18 protein-coding genes and 1 other RNA gene are annotated in these 24,704 nt (G+C 66.6%); 15 read left to right on the forward strand and 4 right to left on the reverse strand.

Translation table 11 applies throughout. The annotated features are described in order from the left end of the window. The first annotated feature begins 205 nt into the window (after positions 1-205). From QRN44_RS18600 to QRN44_RS09040, 8 genes are all read left to right on the forward strand, one after another. Positions 206-733 (forward strand): glycosyltransferase, encoded by a 528-nt coding sequence (locus QRN44_RS18600; protein ID WP_350310096.1) that lies wholly within the window; start codon positions 206-208, stop codon positions 731-733. Then, the gene (locus tag QRN44_RS09015) at positions 714-1,871 is read left to right on the forward strand and encodes a polysaccharide pyruvyl transferase family protein (protein ID WP_285038928.1); all 1,158 of its coding nucleotides are present in this window, start codon (positions 714-716) and stop codon (positions 1,869-1,871) included. Before QRN44_RS18600 ends, QRN44_RS09015 begins: the two co-directional genes overlap by 20 nt. A gap of 38 nt (positions 1,872-1,909) precedes the next feature. Further along, a complete protein-coding gene (locus QRN44_RS18605; protein WP_350310097.1) occupies positions 1,910-2,956 on the forward strand; it encodes a glycosyltransferase in 1,047 nt (348 codons plus the stop codon). Beyond that, positions 2,953-4,260: a lipopolysaccharide biosynthesis protein gene (locus tag QRN44_RS09025; protein ID WP_285038930.1), complete on the forward strand. Its 1,308-nt coding sequence runs from the start codon at positions 2,953-2,955 to the stop codon at positions 4,258-4,260. The genes QRN44_RS18605 and QRN44_RS09025 overlap by 4 nt, the downstream gene beginning before the upstream one ends. Positions 4,261-4,420: 160 nt before the next feature. Further along, on the forward strand, positions 4,421-4,807 hold the full coding sequence (locus QRN44_RS09030; protein ID WP_285038931.1) for a CatB-related O-acetyltransferase: 387 nt from the start codon (positions 4,421-4,423) through the stop codon (positions 4,805-4,807). Positions 4,808-4,845: 38 nt separating this feature from the next. Next, complete coding sequence (locus QRN44_RS09035) at positions 4,846-6,081, forward strand: O-antigen ligase family protein (RefSeq protein WP_285038932.1); 1,236 nt, start codon at positions 4,846-4,848, stop codon at positions 6,079-6,081. After that, positions 6,023-6,979 carry a glycosyltransferase gene (locus QRN44_RS18610; RefSeq protein ID WP_350310094.1) on the forward strand — a complete coding sequence of 319 codons (957 nt, stop codon included), beginning with the start codon at positions 6,023-6,025 and terminating at the stop codon, positions 6,977-6,979. Before QRN44_RS09035 ends, QRN44_RS18610 begins: the two co-directional genes overlap by 59 nt. A 437-nt stretch (positions 6,980-7,416) precedes the next feature. Then, the gene (locus QRN44_RS09040) at positions 7,417-9,189 is read left to right on the forward strand and encodes an alkaline phosphatase family protein (RefSeq protein WP_285038933.1); all 1,773 of its coding nucleotides are present in this window, start codon (positions 7,417-7,419) and stop codon (positions 9,187-9,189) included. A gap of 328 nt (positions 9,190-9,517) precedes the next feature. Here the strand turns inward: QRN44_RS09040 and QRN44_RS09045 are convergent, their stop codons facing one another. After that, a complete protein-coding gene (locus QRN44_RS09045; RefSeq protein ID WP_285038934.1) occupies positions 9,518-9,871 on the reverse strand; it encodes a hypothetical protein in 354 nt (117 codons plus the stop codon). Between the two features lie 152 nt (positions 9,872-10,023). On the opposite strand from QRN44_RS09045, the gene QRN44_RS09050 reads away from it, so the two are divergent. After that, positions 10,024-11,622 (forward strand): HNH endonuclease signature motif containing protein, encoded by a 1,599-nt coding sequence (locus QRN44_RS09050; protein ID WP_285038935.1) that lies wholly within the window; start codon positions 10,024-10,026, stop codon positions 11,620-11,622. A gap of 576 nt (positions 11,623-12,198) precedes the next feature. On the opposite strand, the gene QRN44_RS09055 is transcribed toward QRN44_RS09050, so the two are convergent. Together QRN44_RS09055 and pta are read right to left on the reverse strand one after the other, a co-directional pair. Then, entirely contained in the window at positions 12,199-13,422 is a 1,224-nt protein-coding gene (locus QRN44_RS09055) for an acetate/propionate family kinase (protein ID WP_285038936.1), read from the reverse strand. 12 nt (positions 13,423-13,434) lie between these two features. Beyond that, positions 13,435-15,603: a phosphate acetyltransferase gene (gene pta / locus QRN44_RS09060; protein ID WP_064296374.1), complete on the reverse strand. Its 2,169-nt coding sequence runs from the start codon at positions 15,601-15,603 to the stop codon at positions 13,435-13,437. 435 nt (positions 15,604-16,038) lie between these two features. On the opposite strand from pta, the gene QRN44_RS09065 reads away from it, so the two are divergent. Beyond that, the gene (locus tag QRN44_RS09065; RefSeq protein WP_175117423.1) at positions 16,039-17,517 is read left to right on the forward strand and encodes an LPXTG cell wall anchor domain-containing protein; all 1,479 of its coding nucleotides are present in this window, start codon (positions 16,039-16,041) and stop codon (positions 17,515-17,517) included. 199 nt (positions 17,518-17,716) lie between these two features. Here the strand turns inward: QRN44_RS09065 and ffs are convergent. Next, positions 17,717-17,813, reverse strand: an RNA gene (gene ffs / locus QRN44_RS09070) — signal recognition particle sRNA small type. A gap of 154 nt (positions 17,814-17,967) precedes the next feature. Here ffs and QRN44_RS09075 point away from each other — a divergent pair. The 5 genes from QRN44_RS09075 (at position 17,968) to QRN44_RS09095 (ending at position 24,692) form a co-directional block, all read left to right on the forward strand. After that, entirely contained in the window at positions 17,968-18,618 is a 651-nt protein-coding gene (locus QRN44_RS09075; protein ID WP_121293855.1) for an SDR family oxidoreductase, read from the forward strand. Positions 18,619-19,056: 438 nt separating this feature from the next. Beyond that, positions 19,057-19,683, forward strand: coding sequence for a hypothetical protein (locus tag QRN44_RS09080; protein ID WP_285038938.1), 627 nt, complete (start codon positions 19,057-19,059; stop codon positions 19,681-19,683). Beyond that, positions 19,680-20,723 (forward strand): AAA family ATPase, encoded by a 1,044-nt coding sequence (locus QRN44_RS09085; RefSeq protein WP_064294961.1) that lies wholly within the window; start codon positions 19,680-19,682, stop codon positions 20,721-20,723. Before QRN44_RS09080 ends, QRN44_RS09085 begins: the two co-directional genes overlap by 4 nt. Before the next feature lie 62 nt (positions 20,724-20,785). Then, positions 20,786-22,168, forward strand: coding sequence for a DUF58 domain-containing protein (locus QRN44_RS09090; RefSeq protein WP_285038940.1), 1,383 nt, complete (start codon positions 20,786-20,788; stop codon positions 22,166-22,168). Beyond that, entirely contained in the window at positions 22,155-24,692 is a 2,538-nt protein-coding gene (locus QRN44_RS09095; RefSeq protein WP_285038941.1) for a transglutaminase TgpA family protein, read from the forward strand. The genes QRN44_RS09090 and QRN44_RS09095 overlap by 14 nt, the downstream gene beginning before the upstream one ends. Positions 24,693-24,704 lie beyond the last annotated feature (12 nt).

A 24,704-nucleotide genomic window follows, 5' to 3' on the forward strand; every position in this document is an offset into this window, starting at 1 on the left:
CTTGGTCGCGACCTTCCACCAATTGCCAAGCCAGGACGGCACGGGTCTTCAAGGTAAAGTTGAAGACATCCTGGTCAGGCGTACTGCGACTAGCGCCCAGCTTGTGACGGCTCCTTCACGCAGAGCCGTCGCGGAGCTACGCAATCGGAAGTTTGCGTCGAACCCAGTTCTGGAGCGCAACCGGATATCTATCGACAGCACACAGATGGCTCCGCACCGGCAATCATGTACGGACCATGTGCGACTACTTTTTGCAGGGCGGCTCTCAGCTCAGAAGGGGCTCGATCGAATTGCTGGGCTGCTCGCTGCCACTCAGACTCCTGTCCACCTCCGTATAATCGGCGACGGGGAGGATCGTTCCTTCGTCGAATCGCTCGCCGACAAATCACACGGGCACCACGTCGTAGAATATCGCGACCACGTGAGATCCGTTCAGTCACACCTTGACTGGGCAGACGCTTCATTCCTTCCCAGCCGGTGGGAACTGAACCCGCTATTTGTGTGGGAGTCCTGGGCACGCGGTCGCGGCGTCATCGCAAGCGAGATAGACGTCTTTCAAGATCTGCAGCAGGAGGGACCACTGTGGACTTTCAGCTCACCGGACACGTTCGCCCAAGTCGTTCGGCACCTCAGCGCATCTGAAGCGCTGCGACGGGACGCATTCGATCGAGGAGTTATAGCTGCATCCCAATTGAGAGGAAAGAGCGAGATCATTGACCAACTCAACCGCTAACCCGCCTAAGGTTGTTTTGCTTCACGCGTACAGCCCGAAAAACGCCGGCGACGGCCTCCTCGTTCAATTGGCGGAGCAGCTGATAGCGGATGCCCTTGGAACCACGGAAATTGTGGTGATTGCTGCAGACGCCTCGGCGTTCGCACGTGCTGATGTGACTCAATGGGGTGGCCCGATCGCCGGAAAGGCCGGCCTTTCGAGAAACCTCTCGATGGTCTCAACCGTTTTCCTCGGGCCATCCCGATCAATCCGCGCAGCTGTGGCGAAAGCCGACCTCGTCGTAGCAGTTGGTGGGGGATATCTTCGCGGAGGTCACTTCCTGGAGTCATTGAAGTCGCTCGGTGCTCACTACGGTCAGCTCAGGCTCGCGGCAACTGTCGGCGAGTTTGCCGTCTACCTGCCGCAAAGTATTGGGCCGTTCCACGGGCTGTACCTAACTGCCATCCGAAGCCGACTGCGGCGAATCTCGTCCGTGATGGTACGAGACGACAGGTCGGCGCGGGATCTTGCCACCGTTTCGACGGTCGAGCGCATACCGGATCTCGCGGTGCTCGAAATCGCGAGAACCATCTCGAGATCTACACAGTCAATTCCTTCTGGGCCCCCGGTCGTCGTGGCCCGAAACTTGAAGAACCCGCGGCACTACTACGATCTACTCGCCGAGATGGCATCAACAGGCAGCTACGATTGGGCAGTGCAATCCGAGGTTGGCGCCAATAATGACCGCCCGCTGACGGAACGCTTCGCCAAGGACACCGTACCGACGCTCTCCCATATCTTCGAAGAACGGCAACCACGGATCATTATCAGCACTCGTATGCATGGCGCCCTCTCGGCTCTGCTTCAAGGCTTCCCAGCCATCCATCTCAGCTACGAGCGAAAGGGGTGGGGAGCCTTCGATGACTTAGGACTTCCCGAGTACGTGCTTCCTGCACGTGACGCCCAGCTCGAAACCATCCGCAGTCTGGAGTTGAAGATCATGGACGATCCTCAACGGTACTGGAATGCCGTACGCCTCAAGATGCCGGAGATCCTTGCGCAACACGCCAGCGTCGTTCAGAAGCTTCGGGACACTGCTCGACGCCCCAAAGGCTCGACCGCTGAATCTCGCGACAAGTCGAAATTGAACCCCTCGTGAAATCGCCTCGTCCGAAGGTCGTGCACGTCACCGAAGCTATGGGCGGCGGCGTCCAAAGCGCCATGGCACGCTTGATGAGCCTGATACCTGAGGCAGATACCGTTGCGCTTGTACGTCCACGTAGCGGCGAGTCTTCATATGTGATGCCCGCAGGAGTAGACGTCAGACGATTCGACGGACCACTCGTTCCATTCCTACTCTGGGTGCGCAGAAACATCTCCGTCATTCGACCCGATGTTGTCCACTTCCACTCCAGCCTCGCCGGCCTGGGACGACTTCTCGTGCCAAAGGGCGCGCACGTGGTTTACTCACCACATTGCTTCGCTTTCGAACGAACGGATATCAGCCGTGCGCAGCGCGCTGCCTATGTCTGGGCGGAGCGTCTTCTCTCTCGCCAGACCGACGCATTTGTGGCTGTGAGCCCGCACGAAGGCTCGCTGTGCACAGCTCTCGGAGGTCCGGCGGAAGTCCATTTCGTCCCGAACGTTGTCGTAGCGCCAGGGAACACCGCTACAACGCAGACAGACAGAGTGGTGATGGTCGGCAGAATCGGCCACCAAAAGCTGCCGCGCCTCTTCGCAGATATCGCCACCCGAGTCGGCGATCGCTCCCAGTTCGTTTGGATCGGCGACGGCGACACCGACGATCGCAAGTACCTTCGAGACGCCGGTGTCGACGTTACGGGCTGGCTGAGCAAGGAGGACGTTGCCAAACAGTTGGAAAGCGCCACGTTGTACCTACACACAGCGGCGTGGGAGTCTGCTCCGATGTCAATAGCGGAGGCAGCATCGAGTGGCGTACCGGTCATTTGCAGAAACTTACCTGCCCTCGACTCTCTCGGTTACCCCCTCGGCGGTATAGAGGTAGGCGATCTCGCCGAGTCCGTCGTACGGTTCCTCGACGAGCCAAGCTACCGTGAAGGCATCAAGTCCGCGACGCGTTCTGCCGCACTGCGCTACACCGAATCCGATGCTCGCCTTCGGCTGGTAGCAGCCTACAATGTCACTGACCTAGACCTGGCGTCCCATCTGGTCGATAAAGGGCCAGTTGACGAAGCGCCGCCATTTAAGGATGTCCTGAGATGAAACAAAAGAGATCTACGGACTATCTGAAGCTGCTGCGTGGAGGCGCTCCGGCACTCGTGAGTAGCGGCGTTGTGGCGGTTGTGCCTCTGACTGGTGCTCTATTTCTTTCAACTTCGGACTACGCTGTCTGGGCGCTCGTCTCGACCTTGTCTACTATATTCATAATCTTTGACTTCGGAACGACCAGTCTTGCCACAAAGTTGGCCGCCGAACGACGTTTGAGCAGAAAGTTCGTCGCCAAGCTTGCGGCAATCACGGCTGCTCCGCCGGTCATTCTTGGGGCTTGCGCGGTGCTGCTTTGGCCGCTGTACTCCCATCTCTCGGACATCACCAGCGCCCCAACCGACCGAGTGATGTGGCTGATCGTCGCTGTTTCCGCAGGTACAACAATGCGTAGCGTCGGCGTCGTGTTTGCGGCAATTTCACTTGGCCGTGAAAACTTCGGCAAGCGCACTGCGATCCTTCTCGCGGGGGCCCTGACTCAGGCAACGGCCACAGTGGCGAGCCTAGCAATAGGCACAGGGTACTGGTCCTTGGGCATTGGCGTAGTCGCGGGCGGTCTCGCACAGTTCCTCATTGGAATTCTGTGCGAGCGCAGAGGCGACAGTTTTTCCTCAGAAGATGGTATCGACCTAAGCTCACTACTAAAGCGCTTCGTCACCGTCAAAGGTCTCGCCACCGCGCTTGGCATTATTGCCACACAGCTCGACCGGTGGGCTCTCGGCCTCGTTGCGGACCCATCTCTACTCGCCACCTACGACATCTCAACGAGACTCGCGACGATTCCGAAGATTGCGCTGATTGCGCTGGCCGCCGGTCTCATTTCGGAGGGAGCCCGCACCGCTCGCCTCTCCGAGGCTCTGAGAATGCTGGCTAGTTCCCAGCGCATGGTCGGGCTCTTGTACATCGCGGCGGGTAGCGTGACCGGGACGATCGCCTGGATCATGCTTCAGGGCCGCGAGCCAGATCTGCTCGTGATCGGCATCATCGCCGTGGTCAGCATCGCGCAAGGAGCGAACGTTGTCACGATCTCCGCCACACTGCTGTTGACCGGCGCCGGACACCCGGAGTTCGAACTCCGATACTTGGCTCCGCTAGCCGTCGCATGCCTCGTCGCGTATGGCGCTGCAATTGGAACTGGCGAGCCGCTGCTCCTCATTGGGGGTTGGGCAATTGCGATGACCGTTACCTCTATCGGATTCATCATTCGAGCACCAAGATTTATGACTGGAGTTTGGCCTAATGTTCACGAAGATCGGTTCGTTCCTCAGTCCGAGAAGGGCTCGCCTCGCGAAGTTTCGTGAGTTGCAGTCCCAAGGGCGAGTGGCGATTGGGCGTCATTCATACGCCATTCCAGTGCTGAAAACATTTGCTAATGATTCAACCAGGCTCGTAGTCGGCAACTTTACTTCACTGGGTCCCAGCGTAACCATCCTCTTAGGCGGTAACCACCCAATAGACCGAATGACGACGTTCCCGCTGCGCGAGAAGCTAGGCCTTCCTGGTGCAGGAGCTGACGGATTTCCATCCTCGAAGGGGGACGTGAGAATCGGCAACGACGTTTGGATCGGCTTCGGGGTAACAGTGGTTTCTGGAGTCACGATTGGCGATGGCGCCATTGTGTTGGCCGGAAGCGTCGTCACTGGAGACATAGCACCGTTTACAATCGCGGGAGGTGTTCCAGCGCGCAACATTCGGCCTCGATTTGACGCTGACGTATCGAGGGCGCTTCAGGATATGCAGTGGTGGAATTGGGACGACGAGAAGATTAAGGCAAACGTTGAGATCTTGAGCGATCTGATCGCCGAGGACGGTCTCAGGTTGCTCGCACTTCGAGGGGAACACACTTGAAGCTGACGGGCCGTAGGTCTCTTGTTGACGGTGCGGCAGTGGTATTGGCGGTTCTGGCCTGGGCGATTCCGGTCAACTACGTCACACTCTCGAGTGCGTGGGGTGTCCTCTCGCTGGCGACCACTACTTTTGGAGCGCTCTTTGCAACAATAGTTCTTGCCCGTGCCGGAGCCACCCCGCTATTTCGGCATCTAATACCGTTAACCGTTCTCATTGCAATCGGCACCCTGGTTGCCGGAGACGTCGCTTCAGTTGGGTTCTTCTTCGCGCCATTCCTGATGGGGGCTGGCCTGACCTTCGCATCGACCCGCGATACTCTCTATCGCATTCTCCTCGTTCTGCTCGTTGCGGTGACGGCCACTCTAGCGATTGATTACATTGCGCGAGGCACGATAGTCTCTGAGTTCTTCGGCACGCCGCTTCGTTCGCTCGTCGATCTCGCAGGTTTCCGCGCTCGGGGCATTGTGGGGCAGCCGGTGCCCGCTGCAATGATTGCGGTCAGCCTGGGCGCCGTCTGCTGGCTCTTGGCTGAGCATAACGTTTCAGGTCGGGCGCGGCTCCAGGGACGGATAGTCTCGGCCGCCTGCGTCTCCGGCTCGTTACTAATGACCGGAACGAGATCAGCGTTTTTGCTAACCATCGTGATGGTCGCCATGATTGTTCTTCGGTCAGTTGTGCGACGTTCTGTCAGGCTGAGCCCGCTGGCTATGTTCGCTGGTATCCTGTCTGCGGGCGGGATTCTGGCGGCCTGGCCATCGATTTCGACTTCGCTCGGCAATAGTCGACTTTTTGCGTTCGCAGAGCTTGCCGGTTCAGACTCCGTCCAGGGACGCCTCTTTTCCAACGAGATCCTCGAGCGATGGGCGACCGGCTGTGATCTCGTCTGCATCATTGCAGGCAGCGGCCCTCGGAGTCTGCAAAACGACCTGGGTTCATCGCTCGGTATTCTTGGCTTAACCACGGTGGACAATATGTACGTTACTGTATTGTGGGATATGGGGCTAATAGGCGGTGCTACGTTGCTGACTGTCGCCATCATAGCAATAGGTTGCCTACTTAGTCGCCGCGCAGACGTCGTCGCGATAGCTGGCGGAATCGGTATTGCCTCCGTTCTGCTCTCCGGGTTCGTTTACGATGCTATCTATACTCGTCCCGTTCTCTTGCTTTTGGGCGTTTTCTTCGCCATGACATACCGGGTTCGCTCACGAGCCCTCGGTGACGCTCGCCCGAGTATGCTTCAAACTGACGCAAAGGTGGTTAGAATTGGGAACTGATGTCACGGTATGTATAGTGCTTTTTCATACCGACCCCGATCTAGTGGAACGTTGCATATCATCGATTGATCAAGCTCGAGACGGGTCCGGTCTCAAGGTCGAGATCGTGGTGGTCGATAACTCAGCCGAGGCTTCGCTTCGCGCGAGGTTCGAGAGCCGCACCAACGTGTGGATTGCAAGCCCAGTGAACTTGGGTTTCGGAGCCGCATCAAACTTGGCTCTCACTGAGGCGAACGGTGATTTTGTAATGTTCCTTAATCCAGACGCCGCCCTCGGCGCAGGTGCTCTGGCTGCTCTGCATGGTGTAGCCCAGCAGCATCGTGGTGATCTCATCGCCGGCTGGCTCGTCAGCGGTAGTTCAGTTCAGGTGGATGGACTCATGCACTGGTGGTCGTCCACGGGGCGCCTGATCAAGCGCCCGAGTTACAGACGCTATCTAGAGACCGCCGCATTAGACCTCGTCTCTGTGCAAAAGGTGAGCGGGGGTGCGATGTTTGCGGACAGGGAGCTCTTGCAGCGCCTCGGGGCGTTCGATGAGCGCTTCTTCTTGTACGGGGAAGATGCGGATCTATCGCAACGCGTCTTGAAGGGGGGCGGCAAGCTTTACGCGCTGCGCACTGCGCAAGTAGAACATGTAGGAGCTTCTTCGCAAGCCTCGCACTCAACCCTGGTAGAGCGGGCTCGCGCGGACGCCGCAATTCGTCTAGCAAGCTACCACCTACCCAGGGCTCAGAGCCTGCTGACTCGACTGGACCTTCTCGCCGTGACCATCATCGGACTCCTGCCTGGCCTGGGCCGCACTTCAGGATCCAAAGCGAGCCGTGCGGCCCGTTTGCGCGAGATACGAAGATGGGGTGTCCGCCGCGAGGCCCCTCGATATTCGCCGGTGGAGCGATGAGCGGTCGGTTCCGTTCTCGGCCGTGGGCGTAAACTCTTCTAGCTTTGATCGCGGTGGGGGCGGTTGCTTTGGCTTCTCTCGAGATGCTACCGAGCGTATGGGTGACGCCTTTGTCATGGAACCGAGACCACACTGCGCTCACGACGCCCCTACCGTCCGCTTCATAGTCATGGCAGATTCGGTCCACCGCGACTGTGCGAGCTTGGGAGGATCTGTCGACACCCTCGAACTCGTCTGAATGGCCCACCCCGTCAGATTGGGAATCAGTCGGGTTGCAGACCCAGGGGTTGCCTAGTCCTTCGCCTGCGATAACACCCTGCGTGCTCCCTTCAGCTCGACTACCTTGGACGCCAGGGGGCTGACTTGTCGTCAGTGCTCCGGTGTCTGGGATGACGCTGCTCTATGCGGATCGGTGAAATGGGCCACGGGAGGCATAAGTGACCAAAAGTGATAGCCCCGCGCAGCCAAACGTTAGCGAGCCTGGCGGGGAACAGGATCCCCGCCCCAAAGGCCCCACCTCCCGCCGAGACTTCTTCCGCGCCGCAGGCTTCGGCGTCGCGGGTCTCGCAGCTGGCGGTGCCGTTGCCGGTGGCATCGCGGCCGCCACCGCGTCCAACCCGCAGGAGGACTACGGCTTCACGCCGCTCCCCAAGCGCAGCGAACCGGGGTTCGACCACGTCGTCGTCGTGATGTTCGAGAACCGGTCCTTCGACCACATGCTCGGCTGGCTGTACCCCGCGGGAGGCGAACCGGCCGGCCAGACCTTCGACGGCCTCGCCCAGGGCGACTACAGCAACCCCGGTGAGTCCGGCGAAGCCGTCCGCGCCCACGTCTACACGGGCCCCACCGACCAGATCATGGCGCAACCCGACCCGGACCCCGGCGAGTTCTACCCGCACGTCAACACGCAGCTCTTCGGCACCATCGACCCCGAGAGCAACGGCGACCTCCGCAACCCGCTCCAGCCGCCGTGGAACCTCCCCGCCGACACCTCCTCCCCCAAGAACGACGGCTTCGTCAAGGACTACATCGTCAATTCGACGCTCGCCCGCGGACGCAAGCCGACGCCCGAGGAGTACTCCACCGTCATGGGCGGCTTCTCCCCCGAGATGCTGCCGGTGCTGTCCACGCTCGCCAAGAACTTCGGCGTCTACGACCACTGGTATGCGGCGGTCCCCTCACAGACCTTCTGCAACCGCTCCTTCTTCCACGCGAGCACCTCCCACGGCTACGTCACCAACATCGAGGGCGACGGCATCGGCAAGTGGCTGAGCGCACCGGCCGTTCCCACCGTGTTCAACCGGCTCGAGGAGGCCGGCAAGACCTGGCGCGTCTACTACGACGCCCAACAGGTCGTCTCCCTCACCGGTCTCCTGAGCGCACCGTCGATCGAGCAGTACTGGAAGAGCAACTTCCGCAGCATGGAGCAGTTCCACGAGGACGCAGCCAACGGTGACCTGCCCGACTACGCCTTCGTCGAACCACGCATGGTGTTCGATCACAACGACATGCACCCGCCGGTCGTCCGCCCCGACAACCCGAGCCGCGACGACCTCGACCCGGAGCTCGACTCCGCCTACTCCGACATGCGCGCCGGCGAGCAACTCCTCGGCGAGGTCTACACGGCGATCAAGCACGGTGCGTCGACCACCGGCTCGAACGCGATGAACACGGTCATGCTCGTCACCTTCGACGAACACGGCGGCATCTACGACCACGTCGCGCCACCTGAAGCGACCCCGCCGTCTGGCAAGCCGGAGGCGGGCGAGATGGGCTTCACCTTCGACCGCCTCGGACTGCGGGTGCCGACCATCGTCATCTCCGCGTACACCAAGGCCGGCAGCGTCATCAACGAGGAGATGCATCACGGCTCACTCATGAAGACCCTCGCCGAGCTGCACGGACTCGACCCACTGACCGAACGCGACCGCACCGCCACGAGCATCTTCAACGCCGTGAACCTCACCTCACCGAGGCAACCCGTGCTGTGGCCGACGGTGACGCCCGCCTACGTGCCGCCGAACCCCGAGGCGAACGCCCGTGCCGACAAGGACAAGGACCGCAAGCGACCGCTCACGCCGCCGGCTCTCGGACTGATCGGGATCCTCCTCGCGAAGTACGAACCCGGCGCCCCGCTGCCGGACAACTACGCCGACGCGTACGAGGTGCTGACGAAGCACGGCGAAGGACTGTTCGGAACGCGCGACTGATTCGGGCGTTGGTGCCCTTCGACAGGCTCAGGGACCGGACCGGATCGCGACGGATGCGAACGCTTCGGTTCTACGCACCCCGTGGCCCCCGAAGCACCGCTCCCGGTTCCTGAGCGGGCCCGCTCGGTCTGAGCGCTCTCTTGGGCCCTAAGCACTACTCCCGGTCCCTGAGCACCACTCCCGGTCCCTGAGCGCGCCACCCGGTCTTGAGCACCCATCCCTATCCCCGGGCACCCCGTGCGGTCCCCGAACAGCCCTCCCGGTCCCTGAGTACCCCTCCCGGTCCCTGAGCTTGTCGAAGGGTGGCAACCTCCGTCGAGGTGCGACCTCAGAACTCGACGTCCGCCACCGGCGGGAACTCGGTGATCGGTTCATCGCCGAACGGGGCGAGTTCCAGATAGGTCGGCCGGTCGTCCTCGATGAAGAGGAGGAGGAACGCGTTCGACGCACTCGCCTCGAGGACCGTCTGACGCGTCGGGGTCGGCCGATCGCCGCTGTCGGGAGTCAGGTCGATCGAGGGACACGTGCCGCAGCCGCACGTCCCGTGCACCATGAGGCCTGCGAGCTGTCCTGCCCAGCGTTCTCTACCCGAGGCGGCGATGGCCCGGTCGGCACCCGGCTCCGTTCCGCGGGCGATCAGGGCGACTATGAGGTCGCGCTCGCGGTCGGACAGTGGGCGCATATGGCGAGTGTACGCGGGCCACACGAGAAGTCCCTCGCCACTCACAGAGCGCGGCGAGGTATCCGCGCGCAACAGACGTTGGCTAAATATCCCAGATCAGAGGAGGAATCGCTCGGCGTTCGAATGTCAGTGGCTCATGTTTGGATGGTCCCATGTCCAGCAGCCCACGCGATCCCCTCGGTCCGGTCTCCGCCGACCCCTTGGGCACGCTGGGCGAGACGGTGTCCGAGTTCCTCCGCACCTGGTCGGGCGCGCTCGACCCGATCCGACCGGGCGACGACGCCATCGAGCAACTCGCCGGCATGAACGACGCAGGCGTGGTCCGCGTCCTCGACCAGCTGGGCGCCGTGCAGCACGTGGTCGAGGTCCTTGCCGCCCGCGTCATGGGCTCGGTGTCTGAGCGTTCCCGCGGCGGCATCGTCGGCCACGAGCCGTTGGCCCGCAGCCACGGGTATGCGACGCCGGCCGTCATGCTCTCGGAGCGTTGGCGCATCTCTCGTGGACGCGCCGCCACGATCACCTCGGTCGCCCAGGCGATCACCCCCAAGCGCGCCCTCACCGGCGACGTCATCGAATGCGACCGCCCCGAGATCGCCGCCGCCATCGAACCCCGGCCCGCTGCCGATGCCCCCTGCCTGCCGCTGTCCGAAGGCGACAACCCGACGTGCACGGTCGACCACGACGAGACGGCCGCCCCATCCCGCTTCGTCCGGTCCGCACTCAGTGTCGAGGGCGCAGGCATCCTGCTGCGCGAGCTGCGACTGGTGGGCTCCAGTGTCGACGACGAACGCGTCCACCGTGCCGTCAGCGCCGGCATCGAGCACTGCGACGGTGCACCGCTCGCCGAGGTCAACAGCCTCGCCAAGCTCGTCCGCACCAGCCTCGACCAAGACGGCCCCGTGCCACGGGAGATCGCCCTCCGGAGGCAACAGCGCTGCACCCTCCGCGAACTCCCCGACGGCATGACCGAGCTCCGCGCCTTCCTCGCGCCCGAGGCGGCGGGATGGATCCGCGCGACGATGGACGCCGTCGTCGGCAAGCAGCTGCGGCAGGTCCGGTTCGTCGATCCCTCCGATGAAACGGCCGCGGCGGCAGCAACCAGCGGTGAGCTGCCCTCCGCGGATCCGCTCGACGACGCCTACGTCCCGCCGGCAGAGATGCCCGACACCCGCACGATGGACGAACGCCGCGTGGAAGCCCTCGTCGGGGTCTTCCGTCACGCCGCGGGTTGCGAGTCGTCGGTCATGGAACTGGCGCCCGTCTCCCTCATCATCCGCATGGACGAACCCGATCTGGCCGACGACGGCCAGTGGTCCGACGGCAGGGCCTACATTGATGGCGTCTCCGAACCGATCTCCGCCGGCACCGCACGGTGCATGGCGGCCGATGGCCGGATCATCCCGATGGTGCTCGGCGGGCCGTCGCAGGTGCTCGACCTCGGAGTCGGCACACGATTGTTCACCAAGAACCAGAAGATCGCCCTCGCTGAGCGCGATGGCGGCTGCGCCTGGACCGGCTGTACCCATCCACCGTCGTATACCGAGGCTCATCACCTCGTCTGGTGGTCACGAGGCGGACCGACCGACCTGTCCAACGGCATCCTGTTGTGCAGTTTCCATCACCATCGCATCCACAACGACGGATGGGAGGTCATCGTGCGCGACCACGTGCCCTGGTTCATCCCGCCCGCACACATCGATCCGCATCGCATCCCGCGACGCGGCGGAAAGCCGAGGCTGCGCGCTGCGTGACGTGCTCAGCACGACCTGACGATTATCTCGACGTCAACCCAATCCATGCGGCCGGACGCTCCGAATCACTGTTTCCGGTCATTTTCGTTACCCGAACGCGCAAATGGCTGGCGCGCATGGCCTGGGCCAAGCGGTCCCGGCACGTGCGACCGGGCGGAGTGCAGCAATGGAGCTGCCGCTCCGCCTTCCTCCCCCCGCAGGGCTAAAACCAAGAACTCTCCCGTCTGCCCTTCGACAGGCTCACGAACCGGCGGTCGATATCGGTCACTGAGCCTGTCGAAGTGCACCGCGGACAACTCTCCACCAACCCCAAGGAACGGGGGGTCTCGGTCATTGAGCCTGTCGAAATGCAACACGGACAACCCTTCGACAGGCTCAGGGACCGGAGATGGTCACTGAGCCTGTTGAAGTGCGCCACGCGGAACCGAACCGTTCGCAGGAGTCACCCGTGGGCCCTTCGACAAGCTCAGGGACCGGCAGAGGGCGCTGAGGGACCGGCAGAGGTGCTTAGGGTCCGGCAGAGGTGCTCAAGGGCCGGCAGAGGTTCTCAGGGACCGAAGGGTCGGCGACTCGCGGCTACGCCAGTGCGGCGACCGTCTGGCGGGCGATCTCGAGCTCCTCGTTGGTGGGGACGACGAGGACGGTCACCGGGGAGTCGTCCGTCGAGATCACCCGGATGCCACGCGCACGCTCGGCGTTGCGGTCCTCGTCGAGGATGATGCCGAGCCCCTTGAGCCCCTGCACCGCACCCGCGCGGATCAGCGGCGCGTTCTCGCCGACACCGGCGGTGAACACCACCACGTCGAGACCGCCGAGGACCGCGAGGTACGCCCCGAGGTAGTGCCGCAAGCGGTGGACGGTCACGTCGAGCGCGAGCTGCGCCGCTTCGTCGCCCTTCGACGCCGACTCGGTGACGTCGCGCATGTCCCCGGTACCCGACAGCCCCAGCAGACCACTGCGGCGGTTGAGCAGCGTGTCGAGCTCGTCGAACCCGAGCCCCGCCTTGCGATGCAGGTGGAACAGCACCGCGGGGTCGAGGTCACCGGAACGCGTTCCCATGACGAGTCCTTCGAGGGGCGTCATACCCATCGACGTGTCGACCGACCGGCCGCCGTCGATCGCGCACGCCGACGCCCCGTTGCCGAGGTGGAAGACGATCTGCTTCAGCTCACCGAGCGGGCGGTCGAGGAACGCCGCCGCAGCCTCCGACACGAACTTGTGCGAGGTCCCGTGGAAGCCGTACCGACGCACGCGGTGCTTCGCGGCGAGCTCCGCATCGATCGCGTAGGTGTACGCCGCAGCCGGGATGGTCTGGTGGAACGCCGTGTCGAACACCGCCACGTGCGGGACATCGGGGAACGCGACCTGCGCCGCGTTGATCCCCTGCAGGTTCGCCGGGTTGTGCAGCGGCGCCAGCTCGGAGATGTCCTCGATGTTGATCTTCACGAGGTCCGTCACCACGGTCGGCTCGAAGAAGCGCTTCCCGCCGTGCACCACCCGGTGGCCGACCGCGATCGGCGCATGCTCGTCGAGTGACGGCCCGTGCTCGGCGAACGCGTCGAGCATGACGCGGAACCCGGCCGTGTGGTCGGGGATCTCGCGCTCGATGACCCAGCGCTCCTCGATGGGCGGGGTCGTCGCGCCGGCGGCGTCCGGGAGGTAGGACCGGTGCTCGGCGGCACCCGTAGCGTCGCCGATGCGTTCGACGAGTCCGCTGGCGAGCGTCCGCTCCGTCTCGACATCGATGAGCTGGTACTTGAACGACGAGGAACCGGAGTTCACCACGAGGACGGTGGGCATGTGTGTCTGGACCTATTCCTGTTCCTGCGCCTGGATGGCGGTGATCGCGACGGTGTTGACGATGTCCTGCACGAGCGCGCCGCGCGACAGATCGTTGATCGGCTTGTTGAGCCCCTGCAGCACCGGGCCGATCGCGACGGCACCCGCGGAGCGCTGCACCGCCTTGTACGTGTTGTTGCCGGTGTTGAGGTCGGGGAAGATGAACACCGTCGCACGGCCGGCGACCTGCGAGTCGGGCATCTTCGTCGCGGCCACCGCGGCGTCGGCGGCCGCGTCGTACTGGATCGGCCCCTCGACGAGGAGGTCGGGCCGACGCTCGCGCACCTGCCGGGTCGCTGAGCGGACCTTCTCGACGTCGGCACCCGCACCGGAGTCACCGGTGGAGTACGACAGCATCGCGATGCGCTGCTCGATCCCGAACTGCTCCGCCGTCTCGGCCGAGGAGATCGCGATGTCGGCGAGCTGGGCGTCGGTCGGGTCGGGATTCACCGCGCAGTCGCCGTAGACGAGCACGCGGTCGGCGAGCGCCATGAGGAACACGCTCGACACCACGGAGACGCCGGGCTTCGTCTTGATGATCTCGAACGACGGCCGAATCGTGTGCGCCGTCGTGTGCGCGGCGCCCGAGACCATGCCGTCGGCGAGCCCGAGGTGCACCATCATCGTGCCGAAGTAGGACACGTCGGTGACGGCGTCGCTCGCCATGTCGATCGTGACGCCCTTGTGGGCCCGCAACCTGGCGTACTCCTCGGCGAACTTGAGGCGCAGCACCGCGTCGAAGGGGCTGACGATGGTCGCCTTGCTGAGGTCGATGCCGAGCTCGATGGCCCGCGACCGCACCTCGATCTCCTCACCGAGGATGGTGAGGTCGGCGACCTCACGCGCGAGCAGGGTGCCGGCCGCGCGGAGGATGCGGTCGTCGTCGCCCTCCGGCAACACGATGTGCTTGCGGTTCGACCGCGCACGCTCCAGCAGCCCGTATTCGAACATGAGGGGCGTGACGACGTCGGCGCGCGCGACGTTGAGCAGCTCGAGCAGGAGCGGTGCGTCGACGTTCTGCTCGAACAGCGCGAGCGCGGTGTCGTACTTGCGCTGCGAGTCTGCGGCGAGGCGCCCACGGGTGTTCATGACGCGGACCGCGGTGTCGTAGGTGCCGAGGTCGGTGCTGACGATCGGCGGGATCTCGCCGAGACCGGAGATGAGCTCCTCCACCACCTCGGGCAGCGGGAATCCACCGTTGAGCACGATGCCCGCGATCGACGGGAACGTGCCGGAGGCGTTGGCCATGAGCGCGGCGAGCAGCACCTCCGTGCGGTCTGCCGGGATGACGATGACGGATCCCTCGGTGATGCGCGGGAGCACGTTCACCATGGACATGCCCGCCACGACGACGCCGAGCGCCTCGCGGGTGAGCAGCTCCTCACTGCCCTTCACCAGGGTGCCGTCGACAGCCTCCAGGATGCTGTCCATCGTCGGGGCGATGAGGAAGGTGTCTTCGGGGATGGCCCAGACGGGGACCATCGCGGCGCCGGCGGCGTGGCCGGCCGGGGCGACGACGGAACCGTTCGCGGAACCGTTCGGGTGGATGGCGTCGCTGATCGCAGCGGTGATCTCGAGGAGCTTGTCGGGATCGGCGCGGTTCGCGACGACAGCGAGCAGCTGCGCGTGTGCGTCGGCGAGTTCACCCAGGGCGAGTTCGGCGATGTTGCGCATGTCGTCGGGTGTGCGGGCGACGGACTGCCCGAGCTGCTCCCCCGCACCCTGACCGGCACGGCCGCCGAGCACGAGGAGGACGGGTGCGCCGAGGTTGGTGGCGATCCGGGCGTTGTAGCCGAGCTCCGTCGGGCTGCCGACGTCGGTGTAGTCGGAGCCGAGGATGACGACCGCGTCGCACTGCGCCTCGATGTGCTTGTACCGCTGGACGATGCGCGAGAGCGCCGCCTCAGGATCGGTGTGCACGTCGTCGTAGCTGACGCCGATGCAGTCCTCGTAGGCGAGGTCGACGCCGTCGTGCTCGAGCAGCAGCTGGAGCACGTAGTCGGGTTTCGTCGTGGACCGTGCGATGGGGCGGAACACCCCGATCCGCTCGATCTGATGACTCAGGGTGTCGAGGACCCCGAGGGCCACCGTCGACTTCCCGGAGTGTCCTTCGGCAGAGATGATGTAGATGCTTCGCGCCACGGTTTCCAGCCTACGGGGGCGACGTCTGCGGGGGCTGGGTAAGCGCACAATGTCGTGGTCGCGAAGAGCGGTAGCAGCAGAACCGACCCAGGGCAACCCCGGATCGCCGCCGCCATCAATGTTGCGGCCGCGTGATCTGCAGGAGTGCAAACGCTTACATCATCGAGAACCGCGCCCTTCCGCGGAAGCGGCTCCCGATCACCGCGCTACACCCGCGTAGCGTGGCGCTGATCAGGCAATTTTGTCGATCATCCAATTTCCGCTCTGGGGTCAACAGCGCTCCAAACACTGTTAGCTTCTCCCGCAGGGCGACCGACATCTGACGGGCGCCTGATCCGGTCGTATCTCCCGTCCACGAACACGGACGCTCTGCACAGTCGCATGCGGCTGTCCTGCCGGACGCCCCAGCCCGATCCTCGAACCCAAGGAATCCTCTTGTCACGACACCTGTCCTGGCGGAAGGCACTCGCCGTGCCCGCCGCCATCGCTCTCGCCCTCGGCGGCGCAGTACTCACCGCCGCTCCGGCCTCCGCTGCCGAAGCCGGCCTCACGGTCACCGCGCCTGCCCAGAACTCCACCGTCGACTCCCGCACCGTCACCGTCACCGGTTCCGTGTTCGGCGGCTCGACCGTCATCGTCTACGCGGCGGACGGCACCACGCCGCTCGCCCGGACCAACGTCGGCGGCAGCTTCGGCCAGCCCATCGACTACAGCGTCCAGCTCCCGACCTACGCGGACGACGCAGCCGTCGCCCAGAACATCAAGGTCGGCGGCCTCTTCGGCGGCAGCGGCATCCCGCAGGTCGGTGTCGACTTCTCCCTCCCGGCAGTCGCCCCCGCCTTCGCAGTGACGAGCCCGACCGAGGGCCAGGCTCTGGACTCCCGCACGGTCACGTTCACCGGCACCGGCACCGACGGCTCCACCGTCAACGTGCTCGACACCAACGGCGACCGCGTCCCCGGCACCACCGCCGCCGTCGTGACCAACGGCCAGTGGACCACCACCGGCACCTACGCCGACGACGCAGCCGTCGCCCAGACGGTCAACGTCAACCAGGTCACCGGCGGCGCAGGCCGCGGCGAAGCGACCGTGAACTTCACCCTCCCGGCCGCCGTGCCCGCGCAGACCTTCTCGGTCACCAGCCCGACCGAGGGCCAGGCTCTGGACTCCCGCACGGTCACGTTCACCGGCACAGGCACCGACGGCTCCACCGTCAACGTGCTCGACACCAACGGCGACCGCGTCCCCGGCACCACCGCCGCCGTCGTGACCAACGGCCAGTGGACCACCACCGGCACCTACGCCGACGACGCAGCCGTCGCCCAGACCGTGAACGTCAACCAGGTCACCGGTGGCGCAGGCCGCGGAGAGCAGACCGTGAACTTCACGCTCCCGACCAACACCGTCCTCGGCGCTCCGAGCATCACCAGCCCGACCGAGGGCGAGACGGTCGTCGGCGACGTCGTCACGTTCACCGGAACCGGCGAGCCCGGCGCCTACATCGGTCTCCTGACCGTGCCGACCGCGGCGCTCGACGAGGTCTCCGCGAATGCCCGCGCAGCAGCCGAGCCGGCCGACCCCGCCGACGAGATCCTCGTCGACGAGAACGGCCAGTGGAGCGTCACGCTCGCCTTCGCGCCGAACGCCTACACGACCGTCGCGATCCAGAGCACCGTCCCGGCCCCGACCGAGGTCGACCAGATCTCGGCACCTTCCGAGCCGGTGTCCTTCACCCTCGCCGCGGCTCCGGCCGCTGCCGCACCGGGTGCCGCCACGCCGCCGGCGGCGAACGCCGGGAACACCCTCGCGTCGACCGGTGTCGACGGCACCGCGTTCCTCGGTCTCAGCGCCCTGCTGATGCTCGGTGGAGCCGCTCTGCTCGTCGTTCGGAAGCGTCGCGCCCAGCTCAGCTGACCTGACGCACTCCAGAGTCCCGGAGTCCTGCCGTGTGCAGGGCTCCGGGACTTCGACGTTCGCGCTCGAGACGAGACCGGATCGAGCACAGGAGATCGGCGCGAGAGCAGGAGGAAGCAGGGCCGGGTGTCCTGCTGCCGGGCGGATGTCCTGCTGCGGCGCGAGCGGGCGGAGAGCGGGAGCGGGCGCACCGCGGGCACGAAAAGACTCCCCGCGCACCCGCCAGAGCCCGGTTACCCTTGCTGCGTTTCCGCCCTGGGGGAGTTGGCCTGGATGGCGCCACGCGGGGAGCCGTCACCTAGTGTACCCGAGCCGCGACCGGGTTGCGTACGCCCCGGTTGAGGCGTTGACTGGCGGATCTGGGACCACTGGCCCCAGACCACCGATCGACCGCCGTCCCCACGAACGGGCGGCGGACTGACCGGGACCGCATCGAACGAGAGGACTCACATGACCGACGTCGTCATCGCCGGAGGACACGGACAGATCGCCCTGCACCTGCAGCGACTGCTCGCCGAAGCAGGACACTCCCCCGCCGGCATCATCCGCAACCCCGAGCAGGTCGGCGAGCTCCAGGGCATCGGCTCGCGAGCCATCGTCCTCGACCTCGAGCACTCCTCCGCGGCAGAACTGGCCGACGAACTCGCCGGAGCCGATGTCGTCGTGTTCGCGGCGGGAGCCGGCCCGAACAGCGGCGCCGACCGCAAGCTCACACTCGACCGCGACGGCGCCATCCTCCTCGCCGAGGCCGCCGAGCTCGCCAAGGTCCCGCGCTACGTGATGGTCTCGTCGATGGGTGCCGACGACTTCGACCCCGACTCGGACGAGGTGTTCCAGGTCTACCTGCGGGCGAAGTCCGAGGCCGACGCCGACCTCCGCGGGCGCGACCTCGACTGGACGATCGTGCGCCCCGGTGGCCTGACGGACGACGCCCCGACCGGAACGATCACCGCCGCGACGACCACGGGCCGCGGCTCGATCCCGCGCGCCGACGTCGCCGCTGTGCTGTTCGCGCTCATCGAGTCGGGCGCGGCGTCCCGCACGCAGTTCGAGGTCATCGGCGGCGAGACCCCGATCCGCGAGGCGCTCGCGGCGCTGTAGGCCCTTGCACCTCGACAGGCTCGGTGAACGGACCCCCGTTCCCGGGCCTGTCGTCGTCTCCGCAAAACACCCCACCCTTCGACAAGCTCAGGGACCGGAGGGGGTGCCACGGACCGGAACCGGGACGGGCGACGAACGCCGGCCACTGAGCCTGTCGAAGTGCACACGAGACACCCCGCCCTTCGACAAGCTCAGGGACCAGAACGGGACGGGCAACGAACACCTTTCCCTGAGCTTGTCGAAGGGCCGCACAACCGTTGGGCACGTCGGCTCCGAAGAGTTCCCTGACCCGCACCGGCACCGTGTGTGCGCGACCTGGCGCACATATGCAGTTCCTGTGGGCGACATGTCCAGGGGTGTTACCTGTTCGTTATCAGTCTTAGGATCGGGCAACGGGTTCCGGCCCGGACGATGTACGCAGCGCGACGGAGGCCGACGATGGACCAACGCTACGACCCCGCGTTCCAGCGCGGACACACCGACGAGCGCACCCGCCCGAACACCGGTGACACCGGCCGGCGCAGTCACCTCGCCTCGCTCGAGGAGATCGCCCCGCAGCTCATCCAGCCGCCCACCGACGGTCGCCCCGTCCGCCCGCCGACCGACGACCGGTTCGACGACGGCCCGCGCGCCCAGCCGTCCCGCGGCATGCCCTCGCAGGCCGACCGTCGCATCCACCCGTTCGAAGCCCGGACCGGCGACGCGACGACGGTCGCCGATCCGCCTGGGGTGACAGGTCCCGACGCGCAGCAGACCCAGCTCGACCAGCAGCGATACGAGGAGTACCTCGACGCCGCCGACGCCCACCGGGTCCGCGCCGTCGTCTGGGAGCGAGCCCTCTGGATCGTCGGTGTCGTCCTCACCCTCGGCGGCGGCGTAGGGCTGTGGCAGTCGTTCACCCTGCTGTACCGCGGGTTCGTCGGCGACAGCGGCCCGACCGACAACTACCTCTGGATGCAGTTCCTCGGAGCACTCGCCCCGACCCTCATCACGATCGGCCTCGCCACCATCGTCGCGCTGCTGTTCAAGCGCATGCTCGACCACGACCGCAGGAGCCGACCATGACCGAGCAGAGCAATACCAGCCGCGCCCCGCGGGACACCGTCGCCGAACTGAAGCCGGCCCTGAACGCCGAGGAGTTCCAGGTGCTGGCCGAGCGCATCCTCGACAACGTCGAGCGCGTCCTCGACGGCAAGCCGTTCGCCGCGCGGATGGCGCTCATCGTGATGCTCGCCGAGGGCCACCTGCTCATCGAGGACGTCCCCGGCGTCGGCAAGACCGTCCTCGCGAAGGCCCTCGCCGCGTCCGTCGGCAGCACCGTCCGCCGGATCCAGTTCACGCCCGACCTGCTCCCGTCCGACGTCACGGGCGTCTCGATCTTCAACCAGGTCGACCGCGAGTTCGAGTTCAAGCCCGGCGCGGTGTTCGCGAACATCGTCATCGCCGACGAGATCAACCGCTCCTCGCCGAAGACCCAGTCGGCGTTGCTCGAGTCGATGGAGGAGCGTCAGGTCACGGTCGACGGCGAGACGCACGCCCTGCCGTCGCCGTTCACCGTCGTCGCCACGCAGAACCCGCTCGAGATGGAGGGCACCTACGCCCTGCCGGAGGCCCAGCGCGACCGCTTCATGGCACGCATCTCGATGGGATACCCCGACGCGTCCGCGGAGCTCGCGATGCTCCGCCAGCGTGACACGGTCAACCCGCTCGACACCATCGGTCCGGTCGCGTCACGGGGCGACGTCGAGCGCCTCATCGCCTGGGCCCGCGGCGTCTTCGTGTCGCCGATCGTCGAGCAGTACTGCGTCTCGCTCGTGCAGGCGACCCGTGTGCACCCCGAACTCCGCCTCGGCGCGAGCCCGCGTGCCACCCTGCAACTCGTCCGTGCGGCCAAGGTCCTCGCAGCGCTCGACGGCCGCGAGTTCGTCCTCCCCGACGACATCGACCAGCTGCTGGCACCGGTCCTCGCCCACCGGCTCATCCCCACCCGCCGTGCGGTGAGCGCCCACGACCGCTCGGGCGTCCAGGCCGTCTCCGAAGTGCTCGCCGAGCTGCTGGAGCGGACACCCGTGCCGCACTCCGGTCGCACCGAGCTGAGGTCGTGAACCGATGGCCGCGCACCGCGACCGCCGGATCGCCGTGAACCGGCAGCGGAGGTCCTGAGCCCATGAAGCGTCGCGTGCCGTTGACGAGACGCGCGGTCGGCGTGCTCGTCGCGGCCGGCGTGTGCCTCATCTTCGCGCGCGGGATCGGCTCGCCGGAGCTGCTCGCCGCCGCCGGACTGCTCGTCGCGCTCGTCGCCGCCAGCTTCGGCGCGGTCTACCTCGAACGGCCGTCGCTCCGGGTCGACCGCACCACCCGGCCCGACCTCGTCGCGGTCGGCGGGCGGATCTCCGTCGAGGTCTCGATCGCCGAGACGAGCGCGCTCCCCCACGTCCACACGGAGTGGAAGGACCGCGTGCCGCCCGGACTCGCCGGCAGCGCCGAGGGCACCCTGCCGAGTACCGGCGTCGCGGGCATCGGATCGCGCCGGCGAACGGCCGAGTACACCGTGACGGCACTGCGTCGCGGAGAGCACGAGCTCGGCCCGCTCGGACTCACCGTGAGCGACCCGTTCGGACTCGTCGTCCGTCGCCGCGACGTCGGCGGGACGCATGCGGTCGTCGTCCTACCGGAGGTCGTGGTCCTGCCCGAGATCCCCGCGCTCACGGCCAGCCGCGACGGTTCCACGCGCCCGTCGTCGCTGCACGTCGGCGCCGGCGAGGACGACATCATCGCGCGCCCGTATCTGCCGGGGGACGCGATCCGCCGACTGCACTGGCGGGCGAGCGCGCACCACGGTGAGCTGATGGTGCGGCAGGAGGAGCAGCAGAACGACCCCGAGGCGACGGTCCTCCTCGACACCGCCGCGGCCCACTGGGCCTGGCCCGACGACGATCCGTCGTACCTGCCGGCGTTCGAGCAGGCCGTGTCGCTCGCGGCCTCGATCACCGCCCACCTCGTCGACGCCGACTACCGCGTCAACCTCCTCGGAGCCGGCACCGAGGAGCTGTCGCGCGAGATCAGTGCGAGATCCGCGGCCGGTGGCCTGCGGTCCAGCCCCGTCGGCGACATGGGCGACGCGCTCGCCCGCGGCGGGCAGCATCTCGAGGAGGACGACCTCGACGCCGCGCTGCTCGACCTGGCCCTCCTGCGTCCATCGGTCCGACCCGATCGGTTCCTCGACCTTTCACCCGTCATCGCCGCACGCCGGTCGCAGCCGGTCATCGCGATCCTCGGCGACGTGGAGGAGGGCGACCTCGGTGAACTGACCGCGGTCGCGCACCTCTCGCCTCTCCCTGTCGCACTGCTCCCGGCCGGCGCGCGGCGTCGGTCCATCGAGCTCCTGGAGTCGGCCGGGTGGCGATGCCACGTCGGCGAGCGCGGCGCATCGTTCCAGGCCCTGTGGTCCGGCACGAGCGGTCCGGCGACCACCACGCTGGCGCCGCAGTCTTCCGGCCGCGGCGGCCGTGGTGGTCGGGGTGCCGGAGGTTCGTATGTCCGTCGCTGAGGAACGCCGCGCGGCGGCCGCCGCCCGTGGCCGAGTGTCGTCTCGCGGAGGCGTGCCGTCGGGGGTCCGTCCTGGTGTCGGCTCGTCGAACCCTCGGCGACCGTCCCGCGGTGGAACCAGCGGCGGGTCGTGGTCGGGAGGCGCCGGCGGACGCCGCGACGACCCGCGCGACACCGCGAACGTCGGCGACCTGCGTCTGGGCCTCGCCGCCTTCCTCCTCCTCGCGACGGGTGGCCTCGGATTCGGGCGGGTGCTCGACGCGCTCGACTGGTGGTTCATCACGAACCTGGTCATCGCGATCGTCCTCGCCACGGCGATCCTCCTCCGGCGCACGAGACTGCCCGCGGTGTTCGTGTGGCTCGGCGCCGGCATCGCATGGCTGCTGACGATCACGCTGTTCTTCGCCAGTGAGACGGCGATCATCGGCATCGTCCCGACCCCGACGACGCTCGGCGCCTTCGAACGGTTGCGCGACGCCGGGTTCCAGACCTTCCACGACGGCTCGGCCCCACTCGACACCGACGCCGGCGTGGTCTTCGTCATGGCCGCGGGCGGCGGCCTCGTCGCGCTGGCGGTCGCGTGGCTCGTGCTCGGCCGCCACGCACCGGTGCTCGCGGCCGTCCTGGTCTTCGCCGTCTACGCCGGGCCGACCGTCGCCGTGTCGTTCCCGCTCGATCCGTGGGTGTTCGCGTTCGTCGCCCTCTCCTTCCTCTGGCTGCTCCGCGAGGACGTCCGGCGCCGGGAGGTGCTGCGAGCGCTCGCCTCGGCCCGGGCTACCGGCGACGGACGCGGCGCCGGACCGTCGGCGATGACCGGCGCCGGTCGCTTCGGAGGCCTCGGTCCGGCCGTCCTCGTCAGTGCCGTCGCGGTGGTCGTCGCGCTCCTCACACCGGCCGTGCTCCCGGACCTCGCCGTCCGGGACGTGACCGCCGGCGCCCGCGGGAGCGGTCCGTTCGTGAACGGCATCAACCCGCTCATCTCACTCGGCCAGAGTCTGCGGCGCCCCGCGAACACCACCGCGCTCGAGTACACGACCACCGCCGACGAACCGCCGTACCTCAAGGTCACCGACCTCAACGAGTTCACCGGCACCGTGTGGGGACCGGACAACTCGGGCTACAACGACGGCAACACGCTCGACGCCTTCCCCGCGCCGGCCGGACTCAGCGAGACGATCCCGGTGGAGACCTTCGAGACGACGGTCACGGTGGACTCGCTGTCGAGCCCGTGGCTGCCCTTGCCGTATCCGACGCAGAAGGTCGACGGGCTCCGCGGCGACTGGCGGTTCGAGGCCGCCGGGCTGACGGCGATGGCGGAGCGTGGATCCACCCGCGGGCAGACCTACACGGCGACGAGTACCGCGATCCTGCCGACCGCACAGCAGATGCGCGACGTCCCGCCGGTCGCCGACCCGGCGTCAGCCGCCCCCTATCTCGAGCTGCCCGACGACCTGCCGCAGATCATCCGTGACACCGCTGCGGACGTGACGGCGACCGCCTCCACCGACTACGACCGCGCGATCGCCCTGCAGCGCTACTTCCGCAGCACCTTCGAGTACTCGGAGTCGGCACCCGTCGAGGAGGGCTTCGACGGCAGCGGCGCCGAGGTCATCGCGACGTTCCTGGAGCGCAAGGCCGGCTACTGCATCCACTTCTCGTCCGCGATGGCCGTGATGTCGCGCGTCCTCGGCATCCCCGCGCGCATCGCCATCGGGTACCTGCCGGGCACGACGATCGACAACACCCCGGCGAACCGCGACACCTACATCGTCACCTCGGACCAGTTGCACGCCTGGCCGGAGCTGTACTTCGAGGGCGTGGGCTGGGTGCCGTTCGAGCCGACGGCCAGCCGCGGGGTTGTGACGCAGTTCAGCGACGCGAGCACCGCGACGCCCGGCAGCGGATCGGTGAGTCCCGACAGCCGTCCGGCTCCGACCGCGGCGTCGACGCCCACCCCCACCGCGGACGCGCTCGGCGGGCCGACCTCGACCCGGTCCGACGGGGCGTTCACCGCCGCCCTCGTCCCGCTCGCGATCCTGCTCGGCGTGCTCGTGCTGCTCGCCACCCCGTCGATCGCCCGGAGTCTCCGGCGTGCGGCCGGGCGTCGGCGTGCATTGGGCGACGGGAGCTCGGCGGGCTGGGCCTGGGCGGAGTTCCTCGACACCGCCCGCGACCTCGGGTTCCCGGTGACGTCGGCGGAGTCACCACGCGGGTTCGCGTCGAGGCTGCGCGGGCAGTTCCGGATCGAGTCGCCGGCCGTCGACCGGCTCGTGGCCGCGGTCGAGCGGGAGAGCTATGCGCCGAGCGCTGGAGCGCGACGCGACATCGGGGGCGATCCCCGGATCGGTTCCTCGGCTGGTGGTGCGGCGAGCGCCGGTTCGGTCGACGCGGCGTTGGCTGACGCGAAGGCGGCCCTGCGGTCGGCGAGTCAGCCGCTCGAACGCGTGCTCGCGGCAGTCCTCCCCCGGTCGCTCGTGCTGCGGCGTGACCAACGGGTGGACTGGCGGCCGCCTGCTGCGAGCTGACGCGAGTGGCGC

This window comes from Plantibacter sp. lyk4-40-MEA-4 (assembly GCF_030209415.1).
Taxonomy (GTDB): Bacteria; Actinomycetota; Actinomycetes; order Actinomycetales; family Microbacteriaceae; genus Plantibacter; species Plantibacter flavus_A.

Bases quoted from the DNA above. Each gene is read 5' to 3' on its own strand.
- QRN44_RS18600 (WP_350310096.1), top strand. From the start codon at position 206: ATGGCTCCGCACCGGCAATCATGTACGGACCATGTGCGACTACTTTTT.
- QRN44_RS18605 (WP_350310097.1), top strand. From the start codon at position 1,910: ATGGGCGGCGGCGTCCAAAGCGCCATGGCACGCTTGATGAGCCTGATA.
- QRN44_RS09025 (WP_285038930.1), top strand. From the start codon at position 2,953: ATGAAACAAAAGAGATCTACGGACTATCTGAAGCTGCTGCGTGGAGGC.
- QRN44_RS09030 (WP_285038931.1), top strand. From the start codon at position 4,421: ATGACGACGTTCCCGCTGCGCGAGAAGCTAGGCCTTCCTGGTGCAGGA.
- QRN44_RS09045 (WP_285038934.1), bottom strand. From the start codon at position 9,871: ATGCGCCCACTGTCCGACCGCGAGCGCGACCTCATAGTCGCCCTGATC.
- QRN44_RS09050 (WP_285038935.1), top strand. From the start codon at position 10,024: ATGTCCAGCAGCCCACGCGATCCCCTCGGTCCGGTCTCCGCCGACCCC.
- QRN44_RS09055 (WP_285038936.1), bottom strand. From the start codon at position 13,422: ATGCCCACCGTCCTCGTGGTGAACTCCGGTTCCTCGTCGTTCAAGTAC.
- QRN44_RS09075 (WP_121293855.1), top strand. From the start codon at position 17,968: ATGACCGACGTCGTCATCGCCGGAGGACACGGACAGATCGCCCTGCAC.
- QRN44_RS09080 (WP_285038938.1), top strand. From the start codon at position 19,057: ATGGACCAACGCTACGACCCCGCGTTCCAGCGCGGACACACCGACGAG.
- QRN44_RS09085 (WP_064294961.1), top strand. From the start codon at position 19,680: ATGACCGAGCAGAGCAATACCAGCCGCGCCCCGCGGGACACCGTCGCC.
- QRN44_RS09090 (WP_285038940.1), top strand. From the start codon at position 20,786: ATGAAGCGTCGCGTGCCGTTGACGAGACGCGCGGTCGGCGTGCTCGTC.
- QRN44_RS09095 (WP_285038941.1), top strand. From the start codon at position 22,155: ATGTCCGTCGCTGAGGAACGCCGCGCGGCGGCCGCCGCCCGTGGCCGA.